We start from the raw sequence: 15,901 nt of genomic DNA, 5'->3' as shown, positions 1-15,901 counted from the left end.
CCGGAGCATGACGCTTCGTCCACGTGACATCACCGACATCTCGTTCGAAGCGCCGGAGGGCTGGTACGACGTCGAGACGCTGAGCGAGGATCCGCGCGGCGACTGGCCCGACCGGCTCGCCGCGACCTTCGGCGGGGAGGAGCTGCGCAAGAACCTGGCCCCGGCCCTCCAAGCCCTGCAGCAGGTGCTGCACGCCGAGGACCCGAGCGGCGCCACGCAGGCGCGGGTGTTCATCCCGTTCCCGGCCGAGGGCGTGATCACCGCCTACCAGACGTACGAGCTGCTGCAGCTGGAGGTCGACGACACCCCGGAGAGCTACCTCGCGGCGACTGACGCCGAGGCGGAGCACCGCGAGCCGGGCTACGAGATCCGGGGCTACCGGTCGTGGCGCAGTGCGCATCCCATCGGCGAGCTGGTCGGCTTCACCCACCTGACCGCGCTCGACGACGAGGAGGCGGGCGACGCCCTGCTCGAGCAGCGTGTCGTGTTCGCCATCTTCCCGGTCGGGGCCGCGCAGGCGGTCCAGCTCGTCTTCCGCTCAGCCTTCATCGGCGGCTTCGACGACATGGTCGAGGACACGCAGGAGATCGCGGAGTCGGTCCGGGTCAGCCTAGGGGAGGCCGCATGACGGACGGCACCGCCGAACCGCGGGTGACCGCGCTCGACGAGCTCGTGATCGTCTTCCCGGGAACCTGGGTGATGATCCCGCTGCACGACGACGAGGCGGCCGGCAAGCGCATCGCCCGGCTGGTGTCGGACCGGGTCGGTCGCGCCGACCGGCTGGCCCGCGTGCGCCGGACGGCGAAAACCGAACTGGAGCGTCTCGTCGCGCTGGCCAACGACAGCGAGGCGTTCGCACTCGCGCTGTCGATGGAGATCCTGCCAGGGGTGCCCTTCCCGGCCTCCCTCGTCCTGTCGCGCGAGGAGTGGCCCACTGCGCCGGGTGAGGACGGAATCAGTGAGGACGGCCCGGCCGCGCACCTGGCCCGGTGCTTCCCCGACGACGACGCGCTCGACCTCTCCATCGGCCCGGTGCGCCGTCGCTCGTCGGTGCGGCAGACGCGCTACGACGAGGAGTCGGCCCCGGAGCTGGTGGCGGACTACCGCTTCCCGGTGCCGGACGGCTCCCGCCTCATCCACGCGCGCGTCAACGCGCCCATGGCGACCGCGCCCGACCTCTACCTGGAGCTCTTCGACGCGATGATCGACTCGATCAGCTTCCGGGCACCGCTCGCGCCGCAGGCGACCGGTCGCTGACCCGGCGGCGGAACGCGCGGACCACGAGGACCACGCTGACGGCCACCAGCGCCGCCGTGACGACCGTCCAGACGATCGCCGCGCCTGCGCCCACCGGCCAGAGCAGCCAGCCGGCGACGAGGAACGACGCGAGACCGTAGGGGAGGCCGGCGATCAGCACGCCGCGACTCGGCCGCCAGCCCAGGAACATCAGCTCGGTCCAGAACCGCGTCCACGGTGTGAGGCGGACGGGCAGCAGCGACAACGCGGTCTGCCCGACCGTCACCGGACCGATCACATCGCGCGACCATCCGGTGCTCGACAGACGTTCGCCCGCATAGGCGGGCCGGAGGCTGCGGGCCACGTACGTCCACGCCAGCACGGCGAGCGGAACGCTGGCGAGCGGCAGCGCCACGAACAGGTAGCCCAGCAACGGGATGAGCAGCACCACGACGATCACGGCGAACAGGATCATGGAGACGGGGTCGCCTCCGGTGACGAACTCCCGCGAGCTGAAGCCGTCGCCCGAGCTCGACAGCCCGAACGGGAGCGCAGCGGGCAGCAGCAGCGTGACCGCGCCGATCGCCGTCCAGACGATCGCGACGAGCAGGTACCCGAACGGCCGGAGCGCGCGTCCGGCCGGTGTGGGCGGCGTCGCCGCGCGATCGGCTCCCAACCGCTTGCTCCTGCCCTGCGACGCGGCGGCGGCGGAGTTCGGGTTCGGCTTCATCGCGCGGTACGTGGGCATGGCTGCCAGGCTATCCCGCCGGGCCGCTGCCCCTGAAGCCGGTGGGATGGGGAGTGCTCCCCATTCCGTGCGTCGTTCGGGCCTGGTTAGGTTGACGTAGCTGGTCGGCCCCGGGGGTACGGCCTCTTTCGAACACGAAGGGATTAGGACCGTCATGGCCAACATGAACGTCACATACGGCGAGATGACCGATGCCGCGAACCGCCTCACCGCGGGCAAGGACGACATCACCGCGAAACTGCACGAACTCCAGAACCTGGTGAACGGGCTCGTCAACGGCGGCTTCGTCACCGACCAGGCGTCCGGCGCCTTCCACACCTCCTACGAGCAGTTCACCAAGGGCACCACGGAGGCCGTGAACGGGCTCGACGGGATGTCGCAGTTCCTCACCAAGGCCGCTGACGCCCTCCAGAACGTCGACAGCGAGCTCGCGAAGGGCATCGGCGGCTGAGCCGAGTCCCACCCGCCTAAGGGGCGGCCGTCCGGATGGACGGCCGCCCCTTTTCGCCGTGCGCGGACTAGGCCCCCGCAGCCCCTGGTTCATTTGACCGGCAGGGGCCCGGCAGATAGTATTTATCGGGTGTGCGCTCTGTCGCGCGCTTGTCTCATGCCCACTTCCGGGCGCGGAACAAGCGGGCTGGCACGTACTCATCCGATGGGCAGGGAGACCGCACGGAATCCCCGCCCCCACGGCATATCGGCCGGCGAGCATCGCCTGTCGGCCGATTCCCCCAGCGCCCATTCACCCACGAGCCCGAACCCGGGCGGACGGGTGTGCGAGCGCCGGGGAAGAAGCAACAACTGTCACCGTGCAGTCCATAAAAGGAGAAGTTCAGTGCCAACCATTCAGCAGTTGGTCCGTAAGGGCCGGACGCCGAAGGTCACCAAGACCAAGGCTCCCGCCCTGAAGGCCAACCCCCAGCAGCGCGGCGTGTGCACCCGCGTGTACACCACCACCCCCAAGAAGCCGAACTCCGCGCTCCGTAAGGTCGCCCGCGTGAAGCTGTCGAACGGGACCGAGGTCACCGCCTACATCCCCGGTGAGGGCCACAACCTGCAGGAGCACTCGATGGTGCTCGTCCGCGGCGGCCGTGTGAAGGACCTCCCCGGCGTCCGCTACAAGATCGTTCGCGGCGCCCTGGACACCCAGGCCGTGAAGAACCGCAAGCAGGCTCGCAGCCGTTACGGCGCGAAGATGGAGAAGAAGTAATGCCTCGCAAGGGTCCCGCTCCGAAGCGTCCCGTCGTCGCCGACCCGGTCTACGGATCGCCGGTCGTCAGCCAGCTCGTCAACAAGATCCTTCTCGACGGCAAGAAGGGCCTCGCCGAGCGCATCGTCTACGACGCGCTCGAAGGCGTCTCCACCAAGTCCGGTCAGGATGCGGTCACCACGCTCAAGAAGGCGCTCGACAACATCCGCCCGACCCTCGAGGTCCGCTCCCGCCGTGTCGGTGGGTCGACCTACCAGGTGCCGGTCGAGGTCAAGCCGCACCGCGCCAACACCCTCGCGCTCCGCTGGCTCACCAGCTACGCCAAGGGCCGTCGCGAGAAGACGATGACCGAGCGACTCACCAACGAGATCCTCGACGCCTCGAACGGCCTCGGCGCCGCGGTGAAGCGTCGTGAGGACACGCACAAGATGGCCGAGTCGAACAAGGCCTTCGCCCACTACCGCTGGTAATAAATCTTGCCGTCCGGGTGTTGTAACCAATAGTGCCGCGCCCGGACGGCACACCTTCCACTTTCAACTTTTCGGAGGAACCCTGTGGCACAGGACGTGCTCACTGACCTGAACAAGGTCCGCAACATCGGCATCATGGCCCACATCGATGCCGGCAAGACCACCACGACCGAGCGCATCCTGTTCTACACGGGCGTCAACCACAAGATCGGCGAGACCCACGACGGCGCCTCGACCACCGACTGGATGGAACAGGAGAAGGAGCGCGGCATCACCATCACGTCCGCGGCCGTGACCTGTTTCTGGAACAAGAACCAGATCAACATCATCGACACGCCCGGTCACGTCGACTTCACGGTCGAGGTGGAGCGTTCGCTCCGCGTCCTCGACGGTGCCGTCGCCGTGTTCGACGCGAAGGAGGGCGTCGAGCCCCAGTCGGAGACCGTCTGGCGTCAGGCCGACAAGTACGTCGTCCCGCGCATCTGCTTCGTCAACAAGATGGACAAGCTGGGCGCCGACTTCTACTTCACCGTCGACACCATCGTCTCCCGCCTCGGCGCCAAGCCGCTGGTCATGCAGCTCCCGATCGGTTCCGAGTCCGACTTCGTCGGCGTCGTCGACCTGGTCGAGATGCGCGCGCTGGTCTGGCCCGGCGACGCAAAGGGTGATGTCACCATGGGCGCCAAGTACGAGGTCCAGGAGATCCCGGCCGACCTGAAAGAGAAGGCCGAGGAGTACCGCACCCGCCTGCTCGAGACCGTCGCCGAGACCGACGATGCTCTGCTCGAGAAGTTCTTCGGCGGCGAAGAGATCACGATTCCCGAGATCAAGGCAGCGATCCGCAAGCTGACCGTGAACAACGAGATCTACCCGGTCCTCTGCGGTTCCGCGTTCAAGAACCGCGGTGTCCAGCCGATGCTCGACGCCGTGATCGACTACCTCCCGTCGCCGCTCGACGTGCCCGCCATCGAGGCGCACAACCCGCGCGACGAGGAGCAGGTCATCATGCGTCACGCCGACGCCTCCGAGCCGTTCGCGGCGCTGGCGTTCAAGGTCGCGGTTCACCCGTTCTTCGGTCGCCTCACCTACGTGCGCGTCTACTCGGGCCGTCTCGACTCCGGCGCCCAGGTCATCAACTCGACCAAGGGCAAGAAGGAGCGCATCGGCAAGATCTTCCAGATGCACGCCAACAAGGAGATCCCCGTCGACTCCGTCACCGCCGGCAACATCTACGCGGTGATCGGCCTCAAGGACACCACCACCGGTGACACCCTGAGCGACCCGGACAACCAGGTCGTGCTCGAGTCGATGACCTTCCCGGAGCCGGTGATCGAGGTCGCCATCGAGCCGAAGACCAAGGCCGACCAGGAGAAGCTGGGCACCGCGATCCAGAAGCTGGCCGAAGAGGACCCGACGTTCCGCACCGAGCAGAACCAGGAGACCGGCCAGACCGTCATCAAGGGCATGGGCGAGCTCCACCTCGACATCCTCGTCGACCGCATGAAGCGCGAGTTCAACGTCGAGGCGAACGTGGGCAAGCCCCAGGTCGCCTACCGCGAGACGCTGCGCCGCACGGTCGAGAAGTACGACTACACCCACAAGAAGCAGACCGGTGGATCCGGTCAGTTCGCAAAGGTGCAGATCAGCCTGGAGCCGATCGAAGTCACCCCGGAGACCTCGTACGAGTTCGTGAACGCCGTTTCCGGCGGTCGCGTGCCCCGCGAGTACATCCCCTCGGTGGACGCGGGTATCCAGGACGCGATGCAGGTCGGCGTTCTCGCCGGCTTCCCGACGGTGGGCGTCAAGGCGACGCTCCTCGACGGTGCAGCGCACGACGTCGACTCCTCGGAGATGGCGTTCAAGATCGCCGGCTCGATGGCCTACAAAGAGGCCGCTCGGAAGGCGAACCCGGTGCTCCTCGAGCCGCTCATGGCGGTCGAGGTGCGTACGCCGGAGGAGTACATGGGCGACGTTATCGGCGACCTGAACTCCCGTCGTGGGCAGATCCAGTCGATGGAGGACGCCAGCGGTGTCAAGGTGGTGCGTGCCAACGTTCCGCTGTCCGAGATGTTCGGCTACATCGGCGACCTGCGGTCCAAGACCTCGGGCCGCGCGGTCTACTCGATGCAGTTCGACAGCTACGCGGAGGTCCCGAAGGCTGTGGCCGACGAGATCGTCCAGAAGAGCAAGGGCGAGTGACCTCGGTCGCTCACCCCAGGCAACATCCCGTAACATAAGAAACCAATCCGCAGATCCCACCGGTCGAAATCCATCGACCGGGGGATGTGCACGAGAGTCCTGAGGAGGACCCACAGTGGCTAAGGCCAAGTTCGAGCGGACTAAGCCGCACGTCAACATCGGAACCATCGGTCACGTCGACCACGGCAAGACGACGCTCACCGCGGCGATCTCCAAGGTGCTTGCTGACAAGTACCCGTCGGCGACCAACGTTCAGCGCGACTTCGCGTCGATCGACTCGGCTCCGGAAGAGCGTCAGCGTGGTATCACGATCAACATCTCGCACGTCGAGTACGAGACGCCGAAGCGCCACTACGCGCACGTTGACGCCCCGGGTCACGCCGACTACATCAAGAACATGATCACCGGTGCTGCTCAGATGGACGGCGCGATCCTCGTGGTCGCCGCCACCGACGGCCCGATGGCTCAGACCCGTGAGCACGTTCTGCTCGCCAAGCAGGTCGGCGTGCCGTACCTGCTGGTCGCGCTGAACAAGTCCGACATGGTCGACGACGAGGAGATCCTGGAGCTCGTCGAGCTCGAGGTCCGTGAGCTGCTCTCCAGCCAGGACTTCGACGGCGACAACGCCCCGGTCATCCGCGTCTCCGGCCTGAAGGCCCTCGAGGGCGACGAGAAGTGGACCCAGTCCATCCTCGACCTCATGGAGGCCGTCGACGAGTCCATCCCGGACCCGGTGCGCGACAAGGACAAGCCGTTCCTGATGCCGATCGAGGACGTCTTCACGATCACCGGTCGTGGAACCGTCGTCACCGGCCGCGCCGAGCGCGGAACCCTCGCCATCAACTCCGAGGTCGAGATCGTCGGCATCCGCCCGACGCAGAAGACCACGGTCACCGGTATCGAGATGTTCCACAAGCAGCTCGACGAGGCCTGGGCCGGCGAGAACTGTGGTCTGCTCCTCCGCGGCACCAAGCGCGAGGACGTGGAGCGCGGCCAGGTCGTCGCGAAGCCGGGTTCTGTGACCCCTCACACCAACTTCGAGGGAACCGCCTACATCCTGTCCAAGGATGAGGGTGGCCGTCACAACCCCTTCTACACGAACTACCGTCCGCAGTTCTACTTCCGCACCACCGACGTCACCGGCGTCATCTCGCTGCCCGAGGGCACCGAGATGGTCATGCCCGGCGACACCACCGACATGTCGGTCGAGCTGATCCAGCCGATCGCCATGGAGGAGGGCCTCGGCTTCGCCATCCGTGAGGGTGGCCGCACCGTGGGCGCCGGTACCGTCACGAAGATCAACAAGTAAGTCCTCTGCGACCTCGCTTGTGAGAGGGTCGGACCTTCGGGTCCGGCCCTCTTTTCGTGTCTCCGGGGGCTGTCTCTCCAGGTTTTCGTGTCCCTGGGGCTTTACTCCCGCCCCTCGCCGACGGAGACTTGACGCACCGTTCCCACCGAACGGTTCCCGTCGACGAGAGGAGCGCCTATGAATACCCACGGCCTCGCAAACCAGCCCACGCCGCTGACCGGTTCTCGTAACGGAAGTTCAGGTGCCGCCTAGCGGTCGTGGACATCGAGCTGAGTGGCGGCGCGAGGCGCCACTCGAGCGGGGTCGGCAGCGCCGGCCCCGCTCCCTTTTTGCCCCGCCACCCCCGCCTGCCCCTCCCGCCCCGGCGTCCCCACCCTCCCGCCCCACCCCTCCCGCCCGGTGACTGCGGTCCCGTGACGCATCTGCGCCCGCGCGCCGCGTAGCACTCGTTACGCAGCACCGCAGTCGCCGGTCCGTGCACAACCCACGGGGCGACGGAGTTGTCCACGGGATGCGGGGGCGTGGCCCGTCACTACGGGCCGCGGCTGTAGACCGGTACGCATGAAGCCCGAGTCGAGCGAACCGCGAGTGGTCCTGGTGAGCGAACTGCGCGACCGCAGCGAGACGCGGCAGCAGCACGCCCGAGCGGCGCGCACGGGAGCCGAGATCCGGGTCGGCCATGGAGCCTACGTCGCCCGCCTCGACTGGGACGGACTCGCCGAACGCGAGCGCTACCTTTTGCGACTGTCCGCCTTCGCCCGCACTCGGGTGAGGACTCCCACCTTCTCCCACTGGTCCGCCGCCGTCATCCACGGCCTCCCGTTCATCGGCCCCATCCCGAGCGAGCTGCATGTCACGGTCGGACGGACCAGTGGTGGCCGCTCGGCGCGGGAGGTCGTCGCCCACTCCACCGAGGTGGATGCGGCCGACCTCACCGTCGTGTCCGGTCTCCGCTGCACATCGATCACCCGGACGGTCGTCGACCTCGCAGCCACCACGCGCCGTCCGGATGCCGTCGCCGCCGCTGACCACTTTCTCCGCACGGCTGCCGCCATCGGCGGTGACGGAGCGGCCGCGCTCCTCGCCGCCTGGATGCGGGCTCAGCCGATGCGCGGGCATCGCCGCGCACTCGATGTGATCGCATTCGCGGACGGACGTGCCGAATCCCCACTGGAGTCCGTGAGCCGCGTAAGCATCCATGCCGCGGGCCTGGCTCAACCCGACCTGCAGACCCCGTTCTCAGATGGTGCCGGGCGAATCGGGTTCGTCGACTTCGCCTGGCCGTCCGCGCGGGTGATCGGCGAGGCCGACGGGGATCGGAAGTACCTCGACGCCGCCGTGCGCGGCGGTCGCACCGCCGAGCGGGTGGTGCTCGACGAGAAGATCCGCGAGGACCGCCTCCGTGCTCTCGGGTGGCGCGTCGTGCGCTGGCGCTGGTCCACCGCACGCGACCAGCGCACCCTCGCCGCCACCCTCAGCGCCGTCGGCGTCCCGCGCGCGAACACCCCGTGGAGAGACTGCGCCGCCGCGTAACGACTGCGGTGCGGCGCGCATCAGCTCACGTGACGGGACACCGCAGTCGCTGCGACGCGCCGGCGCGACACGCCCGGGTTGCAGCATTGGCTCCGATCTGGCAAACTTGTCTAGTTCAACATTTCGGAACGTGTGTGCATGTGCGCGCGCTGACCGGATCACTGCCAGGCAGTGCATAGCCCACCGCGAGTCGTCACCGATACGCGGCAGATGGTTAGGCCGCAGGCAGCAGGACACGCTCAATCCGACAACCATCGAAGCCAGGGGCTATCCCTGTGCTCCGGACCGGGCTCAACGCCCGGATGCGTCGGGGAGTTGACAGAAGAATAGTGGCGTTCCCCACGCGTACGTCGCACCGCGTCCAATGCGAAGAACGGCTCGAAAGAGCCGTCTCGTACGACGCCATAACAAGAGAGAGAGTCAGACATGGCGGGACAGAAGATCCGCATTCGGCTTAAGTCGTATGACCACGAGGTCATCGACACCTCGGCGCGCAAGATCGTCGACACGGTGACCCGTGCCGGCGCGACCGTCGTCGGCCCGGTGCCCCTTCCCACCGAGAAGAACGTGGTGGTCGTCATCCGTTCGCCCCACAAGTACAAGGACAGCCGCGAGCACTTCGAGATGCGCACGCACAAGCGGCTGATCGACATCATCGACCCGACGCCGAAGGCCGTCGACTCGCTCATGCGTCTCGACCTGCCCGCCGACGTCAACATCGAGATCAAGCTCTAAGGGGGAGTGTCACCATGCCTAACTCCAACAGTGCAGCGCACGACACCAAGACCTCCAAGGGTCTCCTCGGCAAGAAGCTCGGTATGACCCAGGTCTGGGACGAGAACAACAAGCTCATCCCCGTGACCGTCATCGAGATCACGCCGAACGTCGTCACCCAGGTCCGCACCCCTGAGGCCGACGGCTACAACGCCGTCCAGATCGCCTACGGCCAGATCGACCCGCGCAAGGTCAACAAGCCGTCCGCCGGTCACTTCGACAAGGCCGGCGTCACGCCGCGCCGTCACCTCACCGAGGTCCGCACCGCCGACGCCGCCGAGTACGCGGCCGGCCAGGAGCTGACCGTCGACGGAACCTTCGAGGCCGGCCAGCTGGTCGACGTCGTCGGGACCTCGAAGGGTAAGGGCTTCGCCGGTGTCATGAAGCGCCACAACTTCCAGGGCGTCTCCGCTTCGCACGGTGCGCACCGCAATCACCGCAAGCCGGGTTCCATCGGCGCCTCCTCGACCCCGAGCCGTGTCTTCAAGGGCATGCGCATGGCCGGTCGCATGGGTGGCGAGCGTGTGACCGTCCTGAACCTCAAGGTCCAGGCGGTCGACGCCGAGAAGGGCCTGCTGCTGGTCAAGGGCGCCGTTCCCGGCGCTCGTGGCCGCATCGTTTTCGTCCGCAACGCAGTGAAGGGGGCCTAACGCATGGCTACCTCGATTGACGTCGTCGACCTCAAGGGCAAGAAGGCCGGCACTGTCGAGCTTCCCGAGTCCCTGTTCGACGTTCAGACCAACATCCCGCTGATCCACCAGGTCGTGACGGCGCAGCTCGCCGCCGCGCGTCAGGGCACGCACAAGACCAAGGGTCGCGGCGAGGTCTCCGGCGCCGGCCGCAAGCCGTTCAAGCAGAAGGGCACCGGCCGCGCCCGTCAGGGTTCCATCCGCGCCCCGCAGATGACCGGTGGTGGCATCGTCCACGGCCCGACGCCGCGCAGCTACGCGCAGCGCACCCCGAAGAAGATGATCGCTGCTGCTCTGCTCGGCGCCCTCTCGGACCGCGCACGCGGCGCCCGCCTCCACGCCGTCCAGGCCTTCACCTCCGGTGACGTGCCCTCGACCAAGGCCGTCGTCGACCTGCTGAGCGGCATCGCGACTTCGAAGCACGTCCTCGTGGTCCTCGAGCGCGACGACGAGCTGGCCTTCAAGAGCGTCCGCAACGTGCCGACGGTTCACGTCCTGACGTACGACCAGCTGAACGCCTACGACGTCCTGGTGAGCGACGACATCGTCTTCTCCCAGGCCGCGCTCGAAGGCTTCATCGCCTCCAAGACCGACACTGCGAGCAACAAGGAAGAGGTGGATGCGTAATGGCCGTCAACAAGGACCCGCGCGACATCATCATCGCCCCGGTGGTCTCCGAGAAGAGCTACGGCCTGATCGACGAGGGCAAGTACACCTTCGTCGTGGACCCGCGCTCGAACAAGACCGAGATCAAGCTCGCGATCGAGTCGATCTTCAAGGTCGAGGTCGCATCGGTGAACACCCTGAACCGTCAGGGCAAGACCCGCCGCACCCGCTTCGGCACCGGCAAGCGCAAGCACACCAAGCGCGCCATCGTCACGCTGAAGTCCGGTTCCATCGACATCTTCACGGCCGTCGGCTGAGCGAAGGACTAGAGGAAGACAGACATGGCAATTCGTAACTACAAGCCCACGACCCCCGGTCGTCGCGGCTCCTCGGTCGCCGACTTCGCCGAGATCACCCGGTCGACGCCGGAGAAGTCCCTTCTCCGCCCGCTGTCGAAGACCGGTGGCCGCAACAACCAGGGCCGCATCACGACCCGTCACATCGGTGGTGGCCACAAGCGCCAGTACCGCCTGATCGACTTCCGTCGCAACGACAAGGACGGCGTCGACGCCAAGGTCGCTCACATCGAGTACGACCCCAACCGCACCGCGCGCATCGCGCTGCTCCACTTCGTGGACGGCACCAAGCGCTACATCCTGGCGCCGGCCGGCCTCAAGCAGGGCGACGTCGTGGAGTCGGGCGCAGGCGCCGACATCAAGCCGGGCAACAACCTGCCGCTGCGCAACATCCCGACCGGTACCGTCGTGCACGCAATCGAGCTGAAGCCGGGCGGCGGCGCCAAGATCGCCCGTTCGGCCGGTTCGTCCGTCCGACTCGTCGCGAAGGACGGCCCCTACGCCCAGCTGCGCCTCCCCTCCGGTGAGGTCCGCAACGTCGACGCGCGCTGCCGCGCCACCATCGGCGAGGTCGGCAACGCCGAGCAGTCGAACATCAACTGGGGCAAGGCCGGCCGCATGCGCTGGAAGGGCGTCCGCCCGACCGTCCGCGGTGTCGCGATGAACCCGATCGACCACCCGCACGGTGGTGGTGAGGGCAAGACCTCCGGTGGTCGCCACCCGGTCAGCCCGTGGGGTCAGAAGGAAGGCCGTACGCGCCACCCCAACAAGGAAAGCGACAAGCTCATCGTCCGCCGCCGTAACGCCGGCAAGAAGCGCAAGTAGGAGTTCGAGAAGATGCCACGCAGTCTCAAGAAGGGCCCCTTCGTCGACGAGCACCTGTTTCGCAAGGTGGTCGCCGCGAATGAGGCCAACAGCAAGAACGTGATCAAGACCTGGTCGCGCCGCTCGATGATCGTCCCGGCCATGCTGGGTCACACCATCGCGGTGCACGACGGTCGCAAGCACATCCCGGTGTTCGTCACCGAGACCATGGTCGGTCACAAGCTCGGCGAGTTCGCGCCGACCCGTACCTTCCGTGGACACGTGAAGGACGACAAGAAGGGTCGCCGCCGCTGATCGCGGTGGCGTAAGGAGGAGAGAAATGGTGGAGTCGATCGCCCGCGTGCGACACATCCGCGTTACCCCCATGAAGGCCCGCCGCGTCGTCAACCTGATCCGCGGCAAGCAGGCCCAGGAGGCCCTGGCCATCCTGAAGTTCGCCCCGCAGAGCGCGAGCGAGCCGGTTTACAAGCTCGTCGCCTCGGCTATCGCCAACGCGCGGGTCAAGGCCGACCAGAGCAACACCTACCTGGACGAGCAGGACCTGTACGTGAGCCGCGCCTTCGTGGACGAGGGGACGACCCTCAAGCGGTTCCAGCCGCGTGCACAGGGCCGGGCCTTCCGGATCAACAAGCGCACCAGCCACATCACGATCGTCCTCGCGACGCCGGATGAGGTCGAGGACGCGAAGGCTACGAAGAAGGCCAGCACAGTGAAGAAGGCGAGCAAGTAATGGGCCAGAAAGTCAATCCCTACGGCTTCCGTCTGGGCATCACCACCGACCACGTGTCGCGCTGGTTCTCGGACAGCACGAAGCCGGGTCAGCGTTACAGCGACTACCTGGCCGAGGACGTCAAGATCCGCACGCTGCTCAAGACGTCGCTCGACCGCGCCGGTGTTTCGCGCATCGAGATCGAGCGCACCCGTGACCGCGTCCGCGTCGACATCCACACCGCCCGCCCGGGCATCGTGATCGGTCGCCGTGGCGCCGAGGCCGAGCGCATCCGCGCCGACCTCGAGAAGCTCTCGGGCAAGCAGATCCAGCTGAACATCCTCGAGGTGAAGAACCCCGAGGCCGACGCCCAGCTCGTCGCGCAGGGCATCGCCGAGCAGCTCGCTGCACGTGTGGCCTTCCGCCGCGCGATGCGCAAGGGCCTGCAGGGCGCTCAGCGCGCCGGCGCCAAGGGTGTCCGCATCCAGGTGTCGGGCCGCCTCGGCGGCGCCGAGATGAGCCGCTCCGAGTTCTACCGCGAGGGTCGTGTGCCGCTGCACACGCTCCGCGCCAACATCGACTACGGCTTCTACGAGGCCAAGACCACCTTCGGTCGCATCGGTGTGAAGGTGTGGATCTACAAGGGCGACATCACGAACAAGGAACTTGCTCGCGAGCAGGCCAACCAGAAGCCGTCGCGCGAGCGCAACGACCGTGACCGTCCGCGTCGCGGTGGCGGCCGGGGCAACGCCCCCGCCACCGAGAGCGCGCCGGCCGCAGCAGGAGTTGAGGCATAACCATGTTGATCCCACGCAGAGTCAAGCACCGCAAGCAGCACCACCCCGGCCGTAGCGGCCAGGCGACCGGTGGCACGAAGGTCTCCTTCGGCGAGTTCGGCATCCAGGCCCTGACGCCCGCTTACGTGACCAACCGTCAGATCGAGTCCGCTCGTATCGCCATGACGCGTCACATCAAGCGCGGCGGCAAGGTGTGGATCAACATCTACCCCGACCGTCCGCTCACGAAGAAGCCGGCCGAGACCCGCATGGGTTCCGGTAAGGGTTCGCCGGAGTGGTGGGTCGCCAACGTCAAGCCGGGCCGCGTCCTCTTCGAGGTCTCGGGCGTCTCCGAGCAGCTCGCTCGCGAGGCCATGACCCGTGCAATTCACAAGCTGCCCCTCAAGGCACGCATCATCAAGCGCGAGGAGGGCGACGCATAATGGCGATCGGTTCCAAGGAGCTTGCCTCGAGCGAGCTCGACACCTTTGAAGACGAGCGTCTCGTCGACGAGCTGAAGAAGGCCAAGGAAGAGCTGTTCAACCTGCGCTTCCAGTCGGCCACCGGCCAGCTCGAGAGCCACGGCCGCCTCCGCGCCGTGAAGCGCGACATCGCTCGTATCTACACCGTGATCCGCGAGCGCGAGCTCGGGATCCGGGCGACCCCGGTCCCGACCGAGGCCGCGCCGGCCGAGAAGAAGAAGACCCGTGCCAAGAAGGCGGCCCCGGCCGCCGAGGCCGAGGTCGACACCACGAATGAGGAGGCCAAGTAATGGCTGAGACCACCAAGGCCGCGGCCGCGGAGTCGGCGGCCGACGAGGCCCTCGTCCGCGGGTACCGCAAGGCCCGCCGCGGTTACGTCGTCAGCGACAAGATGGACAAGACCATCGTCGTCGAGGTCGAGGACCGCGTGAAGCACCCCCTGTACGGCAAGGTCATCCGCCGCACCTCCAAGGTGAAGGCGCACGACGAGAACAACACCGCCGGCATCGGCGACCTCGTTCTCATCAACGAGACCCGTCCCCTGAGCGCGTCAAAGCGTTGGCGGCTCGTCGAAATCCTCGAGAAGGCAAAGTAGCGAGGACGCAATGACGAGTAACAGCCAACTTGCTTTGAGAAAGGACACAGTCAAGTGATCCAGCAGGAATCCCGACTCAAGGTCGCCGACAACACCGGCGCCAAGGAGCTCCTCGCGATCCGCGTGCTCGGCGGCTCCAGCCGTCGCTACGCAGGCCTCGGCGACGTCATCGTCGCCACGGTCAAGGACGCGATCCCGGGTGGGAACGTCAAGAAGGGCGACGTCGTCAAGGCGGTCGTCGTGCGTGTTCGCAAGAACACCCGCCGCCCGGACGGCTCCTACATCAAGTTCGACGAGAACGCCGCTGTCATCCTGAAGAACGACGGTGACCCCCGCGGCACGCGCATCTTCGGACCGGTCGGCCGCGAGCTCCGCGACAAGAAGTTCATGAAGATCATCTCGCTCGCACCGGAGGTGCTGTAACCCATGGCGAACATCAAGAAGGGCGACCTGGTCCAGGTCATCTCGGGCCGCTCGCAGGCCCGCGGTGGTGACCGTGGCAAGCAGGGTCGCGTGATCGAGGTTCTCGTCGAGCAGAACCGTGTCATCGTCGAGGGCGTCAACTTCGTGACCAAGCACGTGCGCGTCGGCCAGACGCAGCGTGGCACGAAGACCGGCGGCATCGAGACCCACGAGGCCTCGATCCACGTCTCGAACGTGGCGCTGGTCGACCCCGAGACCAAGAAGCCGACCCGCGTCGGCTTCCGCGAAGAGAGCGTCACGAAGGACGGCGTCACCAAGACGGTCCGCGTTCGCTACGCCAAGAAGTCTGGTAAGGACCTGTAATGACCGACACTGCAACCGCTGCTGGCAAAATCCAGCCGCGCCTGAAGCAGAAGTACAAGAACGAGATCTCCCAGCAGCTCCTGGGCGACTTCGGCTTCACCAACGTGCACCAGGTGCCCGGTCTGGTGAAGATCGTCGTCAACATGGGTGTGGGCGAGGCGGCTCGTGACGGCAAGGTGATCGATGGTGCGGTCAACGACCTCACCCTGATCACCGGCCAGAAGCCTCAGGTCACCAAGGCCCGCAAGTCCATCGCGCAGTTCAAGCTGCGCGAGGGTCAGCCGATCGGCGCGCACGTCACGCTGCGCGGCGACCGCATGTGGGAGTTCCTCGACCGTCTGCTCACGCTCGCGCTTCCGCGTATCCGCGACTTCCGCGGTCTGAGCGACAAGCAGTTCGACGGGAACGGCAACTACACGTTCGGTCTCACGGAGCAGTCGATGTTCCACGAGATCAACCAGGACCGCATCGACCGCGTCCGCGGCATGGACATCACTGTGGTGACCACCGCGAAGAACGACGACGAGGGCCGCGCGCTGCTCAAGCAGCTCGGCTTCCCGTTCCGTTCCTCCGACGCGGCCAACTGAGGCCCACCTGC

23 protein-coding genes are annotated in these 15,901 nt (G+C 66.8%); 22 read left to right on the top strand and 1 reads right to left on the bottom strand.

Annotated features, from left to right (window positions below; genetic code table 11):
- Positions 1-7: 7 nt before the first annotated feature.
- Both SB754_RS12420 and SB754_RS12415 read left to right on the top strand, forming a co-directional pair.
- A complete protein-coding gene (locus tag SB754_RS12420; protein ID WP_410782617.1) occupies positions 8-628 on the top strand; it encodes a hypothetical protein in 621 nt (206 codons plus the stop codon).
- Positions 625-1,257 carry a hypothetical protein gene (locus tag SB754_RS12415; protein WP_410782616.1) on the top strand — a complete coding sequence of 211 codons (633 nt, stop codon included), beginning with the start codon at positions 625-627 and terminating at the stop codon, positions 1,255-1,257. The genes SB754_RS12420 and SB754_RS12415 overlap by 4 nt, the downstream gene beginning before the upstream one ends.
- Here SB754_RS12415 and SB754_RS12410 read toward each other — a convergent pair.
- Positions 1,214-1,984: a hypothetical protein gene (locus SB754_RS12410; RefSeq protein WP_410782615.1), complete on the bottom strand. Its 771-nt coding sequence runs from the start codon at positions 1,982-1,984 to the stop codon at positions 1,214-1,216. The genes SB754_RS12415 and SB754_RS12410 overlap by 44 nt on opposite strands.
- A 154-nt stretch (positions 1,985-2,138) precedes the next feature.
- Here SB754_RS12410 and SB754_RS12405 point away from each other — a divergent pair, with 154 nt between their 5' ends.
- From SB754_RS12405 to rplE, 20 genes are all read left to right on the top strand, one after another.
- Positions 2,139-2,435 (top strand): WXG100 family type VII secretion target, encoded by a 297-nt coding sequence (locus SB754_RS12405; RefSeq protein ID WP_374009678.1) that lies wholly within the window; start codon positions 2,139-2,141, stop codon positions 2,433-2,435.
- 384 nt (positions 2,436-2,819) lie between these two features.
- Positions 2,820-3,194, top strand: coding sequence for a 30S ribosomal protein S12 (gene rpsL / locus SB754_RS12400; protein ID WP_011186743.1), 375 nt, complete (start codon positions 2,820-2,822; stop codon positions 3,192-3,194).
- Complete coding sequence (rpsG, locus tag SB754_RS12395; RefSeq protein ID WP_410782614.1) at positions 3,194-3,664, top strand: 30S ribosomal protein S7; 471 nt, start codon at positions 3,194-3,196, stop codon at positions 3,662-3,664. Before rpsL ends, rpsG begins: the two co-directional genes overlap by 1 nt.
- Before the next feature lie 84 nt (positions 3,665-3,748).
- Positions 3,749-5,863, top strand: coding sequence for an elongation factor G (gene fusA / locus SB754_RS12390; RefSeq protein ID WP_410782613.1), 2,115 nt, complete (start codon positions 3,749-3,751; stop codon positions 5,861-5,863).
- A gap of 115 nt (positions 5,864-5,978) precedes the next feature.
- Positions 5,979-7,172, top strand: a complete 1,194-nt coding sequence (gene tuf, locus SB754_RS12385) for an elongation factor Tu (RefSeq protein WP_410782612.1) — start codon at positions 5,979-5,981, stop codon at positions 7,170-7,172.
- A 561-nt stretch (positions 7,173-7,733) separates the two neighbouring features.
- On the top strand, positions 7,734-8,705 hold the full coding sequence (locus SB754_RS12380; RefSeq protein ID WP_410782611.1) for a hypothetical protein: 972 nt from the start codon (positions 7,734-7,736) through the stop codon (positions 8,703-8,705).
- Positions 8,706-9,131: 426 nt separating this feature from the next.
- The gene (rpsJ, locus tag SB754_RS12375; RefSeq protein WP_018191969.1) at positions 9,132-9,440 is read left to right on the top strand and encodes a 30S ribosomal protein S10; all 309 of its coding nucleotides are present in this window, start codon (positions 9,132-9,134) and stop codon (positions 9,438-9,440) included.
- 14 nt (positions 9,441-9,454) lie between these two features.
- Positions 9,455-10,129, top strand: a complete 675-nt coding sequence (gene rplC, locus SB754_RS12370) for a 50S ribosomal protein L3 (RefSeq protein ID WP_410782610.1) — start codon at positions 9,455-9,457, stop codon at positions 10,127-10,129.
- Positions 10,130-10,132: 3 nt separating this feature from the next.
- Complete coding sequence (rplD, locus tag SB754_RS12365; RefSeq protein ID WP_410782609.1) at positions 10,133-10,795, top strand: 50S ribosomal protein L4; 663 nt, start codon at positions 10,133-10,135, stop codon at positions 10,793-10,795.
- Positions 10,795-11,091 (top strand): 50S ribosomal protein L23, encoded by a 297-nt coding sequence (gene rplW, locus SB754_RS12360; protein ID WP_410782608.1) that lies wholly within the window; start codon positions 10,795-10,797, stop codon positions 11,089-11,091. Before rplD ends, rplW begins: the two co-directional genes overlap by 1 nt.
- A 24-nt stretch (positions 11,092-11,115) precedes the next feature.
- The gene (gene rplB, locus SB754_RS12355) at positions 11,116-11,955 is read left to right on the top strand and encodes a 50S ribosomal protein L2 (protein ID WP_410782607.1); all 840 of its coding nucleotides are present in this window, start codon (positions 11,116-11,118) and stop codon (positions 11,953-11,955) included.
- 12 nt (positions 11,956-11,967) lie between these two features.
- Positions 11,968-12,249: a 30S ribosomal protein S19 gene (gene rpsS, locus SB754_RS12350; RefSeq protein WP_018191964.1), complete on the top strand. Its 282-nt coding sequence runs from the start codon at positions 11,968-11,970 to the stop codon at positions 12,247-12,249.
- Positions 12,250-12,274: 25 nt separating this feature from the next.
- Positions 12,275-12,685, top strand: a complete 411-nt coding sequence (gene rplV / locus SB754_RS12345; protein WP_410782606.1) for a 50S ribosomal protein L22 — start codon at positions 12,275-12,277, stop codon at positions 12,683-12,685.
- Entirely contained in the window at positions 12,685-13,461 is a 777-nt protein-coding gene (rpsC, locus tag SB754_RS12340; RefSeq protein WP_410782605.1) for a 30S ribosomal protein S3, read from the top strand. Before rplV ends, rpsC begins: the two co-directional genes overlap by 1 nt.
- 2 nt (positions 13,462-13,463) lie before the next feature.
- Positions 13,464-13,883, top strand: a complete 420-nt coding sequence (rplP, locus tag SB754_RS12335) for a 50S ribosomal protein L16 (RefSeq protein WP_018191961.1) — start codon at positions 13,464-13,466, stop codon at positions 13,881-13,883.
- The gene (gene rpmC, locus SB754_RS12330; protein ID WP_410782604.1) at positions 13,883-14,212 is read left to right on the top strand and encodes a 50S ribosomal protein L29; all 330 of its coding nucleotides are present in this window, start codon (positions 13,883-13,885) and stop codon (positions 14,210-14,212) included. Before rplP ends, rpmC begins: the two co-directional genes overlap by 1 nt.
- Positions 14,212-14,517: a 30S ribosomal protein S17 gene (gene rpsQ / locus SB754_RS12325; RefSeq protein ID WP_018191959.1), complete on the top strand. Its 306-nt coding sequence runs from the start codon at positions 14,212-14,214 to the stop codon at positions 14,515-14,517. The genes rpmC and rpsQ overlap by 1 nt, the downstream gene beginning before the upstream one ends.
- Positions 14,518-14,571: 54 nt before the next feature.
- Positions 14,572-14,940 (top strand): 50S ribosomal protein L14, encoded by a 369-nt coding sequence (gene rplN, locus SB754_RS12320; RefSeq protein WP_018191958.1) that lies wholly within the window; start codon positions 14,572-14,574, stop codon positions 14,938-14,940.
- Between the two features lie 3 nt (positions 14,941-14,943).
- Positions 14,944-15,303: a 50S ribosomal protein L24 gene (gene rplX, locus SB754_RS12315; RefSeq protein WP_374009690.1), complete on the top strand. Its 360-nt coding sequence runs from the start codon at positions 14,944-14,946 to the stop codon at positions 15,301-15,303.
- Entirely contained in the window at positions 15,303-15,890 is a 588-nt protein-coding gene (gene rplE / locus SB754_RS12310) for a 50S ribosomal protein L5 (RefSeq protein ID WP_410782603.1), read from the top strand. The genes rplX and rplE overlap by 1 nt, the downstream gene beginning before the upstream one ends.
- Positions 15,891-15,901: the final 11 nt, after the last annotated feature.

Source organism: Leifsonia sp. SIMBA_070, from assembly GCF_046534635.1.
GTDB lineage: Bacteria > Actinomycetota > Actinomycetes > Actinomycetales > Microbacteriaceae > Leifsonia.
Note: the sequence above shows the minus strand (reverse complement) of the source record. Positions and strands in the feature narration are given on the sequence as shown.